Source organism: bacterium (assembly GCA_023228325.1).
Taxonomy (GTDB): domain Bacteria; phylum Auribacterota; class UBA6266; order UBA6266; family UBA6266; genus UBA6266.
The window spans coordinates 1-3,089 of record JALOBK010000037.1 but is presented as its reverse complement, the minus strand read 5'-3'; the positions used below and the strand labels follow the sequence as shown (position 1 = coordinate 3,089).

Below are 3,089 nucleotides of genomic sequence, written 5' to 3'. Positions count from 1 at the left end.
CCTAAAAACAATATTATATCAAACTTTCCAATATTAATTAAATCATCAGTTAATATATCTTTAGTTACAAATTTAACTTTTGTTTCAAGACATTCCAATAGCAAATTTCTTGTTGGTCTGTCATCATCATCTAACATTACAACTTCCAAAGCTCCTTTATCTTCGGCATTAAATGCAAAAAATCCATCAGCACAACCAACATCAAGAACTCGTTTATTTATGTAATCTTCTGGAAGATTAAACAATGTCCAAAATTGTGCTCCAGAGTGCCCCTCTGTTGTAATATTTTCTATTTTTAACGTGTGCCACCAAGTAAGTTCTTTAAATTTACTTTCAAACAATTTTTTATCTTTTAGTTTCATTATAATATCCCCTCTACTAAGTTCCAAAATCTTTGTTCACTATGAGCAAGCCAAATTAATTGGTCATAATTATTAAAATCTATTGGCTCATATAAAAATCCAATATTATCATTTACAATCAATTCACAACCACATAAAAGCCCTTCCAATATTGACCTTCCTGTAGGTTCAATCCAATTAGGTAAAGCCATAACATATTTGGCTTTCTGTAACCATTTTGCAAAAATAGTCTGGTCAACTTCTCCAATTAATTCCATATTATCTGGTAAATTTTTATGTTCCAGTAGGAATTTACCAAAAAACTTAAATATTTTATCTGAATGTTCTTGGGCAAATTTAACAGCATGAGTAAATCCTTTATTATCAGGGTCATCATGACCTGTCCATATTATAAGATTATCATCTTTAATAATAGATTTATCAATAAAAAATACATCAGTATTTATGGGACTTGTGCAATAAGTAGATTTAGGTATTTTCATATCCATTATCTGACAACATTCCTCAAGATGTCTGCCAGACATAAACAAGTTCAGTTTACTATTATCTAAAATATTAGGAAATAGTGATAATGCCCCTGTTATCCAATAATCATGTTCCCAACGCATATAAATTTTGTCTTTTATAATTTTCTTTATAAAATTATGGTTAAAATATTTAATGTTATTTAATATGTATAAATCATAATTATTATTAAGTTTATCTTCAGGAGTTATCAAATCTATAGAATAACCTAACTTAACACCATAATCAATCATACATCTATTTGTATATTGTGCTCCACCAGCTTTATAAGTAGCTATCTTAAAATCAGCTAACCAAGCTATTTTACCATGTTGTTTCCTATTTGATGGTATCTCTACATCATTATCAACATAATTATACTTATATGTAGTTGCCTGATTATTTCTAAAAGCTATTCTATTATCAATATTATATTTTGCTTGGTCTACTTTCATTTCTTTCCATGCTATATTTCCATAATGATGGATATAACAACCTTTACATAAATAAGGATAGTATCCACCAAGTTTCATAGCTCTCCATTGAAATTCTATTTCCTCCTCATTTCCAAGTAGCCATTTATGATAATCAAAAACTCCTACCTTATCAAAAACCTCTCTTTTAACTAAAAAACAACTTCCAGTAATAGGACACTGTAAATAATCTTCCTGAAGAGAAATAATATGTGCAAAATTATCAATATCATTGTCACTCATTAAGAATCGTCTTTCATATATCTCCCTTATTTGCTGTTTATTCCCACCAGATTCTGAAACATATGGTGCAACCATACCTGCATTATCTACTTTGTCAAAACACCTTTTTAATTTAATTAACCAGTTGGGAGTAACAACAGTATCACTATTAAGAAATAGTATTAAAGGGTGTATGGCTAATTTGATGCCCTGATTACAACCATAAGGAAAGCCCTTATTTTCATTGTTATACACAACTTTAAGATTGAAAATTTTCAGCTTTAAATTGGCAATATAATCCTGTATTTTATTATTGGAATTATTTTGGATTATTATCAATTCATAATTATCTGTGTATTTTATCAATGATTCTATACAATGTTTAAAATAGTCATATTCATTCATCACTAAAATTACTATACTTACTGGTTTATCTTCCCATTTCATATTTCAAGTATACTCCTAAAATGCTTAATATGCCATCGTTTAAATGTATCCCAAGTATATGGGGCTAAATTCTTAATTTTTTGTTTCTTATTTGTTTCAATAGCTTTAAAAAATTTAAGTAACTCTGAATAATCTTTAAACATGAAATCCTCTTTTGTATTAATGGTATGAAAAAATCCAATATCTCTTGATATAATTGGTATTCCTGCATAAGCAGCATTTAAAAGGTCCATTGGACCACCTTCCATAAGGGATGGTGATAGATAATAATCAATAGAATTTAAAAAATAATCGTAATTTGCTGATAACAATTCAACATCAGCACCAACTTTATTCATTTTAGAAAGTAACATGTTTAATTCTTTTTTCTTGTCATAAAAAATAAATTTAAATATATCTGAATCCAAATCCTTTGCCAAATTAGGTAAAATATTAGCATCCTTACGTTCAAGTCCTGGATAAGGTCTTCCAGCCCAGCCTATAGCTATTTTCTTTCTAAAACCTGTTGACACACCAAAACCTTCTATTATACCTATTTTACTTTCTTGAATGCCTCTGTTTATTAGCTGTTGTTTGCCATGGACACTCATACAAGTATATCTATCAGCCCAATTAATTACTGCATTTTCTTCATTAACATGCTCTTTTTCAAAATGTGTAAACAAAATAATGTCACACTTTGTCTTCGTTAAAAAATCCAATCGGGGTTCATTATTTGTCCAGTTAATATAATAATTAATATCAGCATTAAAATCCTGTTGTTTACCAGATGTAAATAATATGTCTTTATCGTTTAATTGTGCAAGATAATCACCAATTACCTGCATTATCCAACCATCTTTCATATCTCTTATATGGACATGCTTTATCTTAGTATTAATATAGGTAAATTTAGATTTTATCTCTACATAATTATGGGCTATTTTCCGTCTTATCCATTTATCTGCATGTTTATCATCAACAGTTAAAATATCTCCTTTTTTTATTTTAGATTGTTCTACATCAATATCCATTACAATTTTTCTCATTGAGCATCTCCACGCTGTATTCTTAACCCTGTCAAAACTGAACCAGCATACAT

At 28.6% G+C, this 3,089-nt stretch carries 3 protein-coding genes; all 3 read right to left on the bottom strand.

From position 1 onward, the window contains the following. Window positions 1-362, bottom strand: a 362-nt coding sequence (locus tag M0R36_11435) for a class I SAM-dependent methyltransferase (GenBank protein ID MCK9556403.1), incomplete at its 3' end; no start/stop codon positions are given. Continuing rightward, complete coding sequence (locus M0R36_11430; GenBank protein MCK9556402.1) at window positions 362-2,008, bottom strand: glycosyltransferase; 1,647 nt, start codon at window positions 2,006-2,008, stop codon at window positions 362-364. The genes M0R36_11430 and M0R36_11435, both read right to left, overlap by 1 nt. Next, the coding region (locus M0R36_11425) for a hypothetical protein (GenBank protein MCK9556401.1) at window positions 2,005-3,089 on the bottom strand (1,085 nt) is incomplete at its 5' end. The genes M0R36_11425 and M0R36_11430, both read right to left, overlap by 4 nt.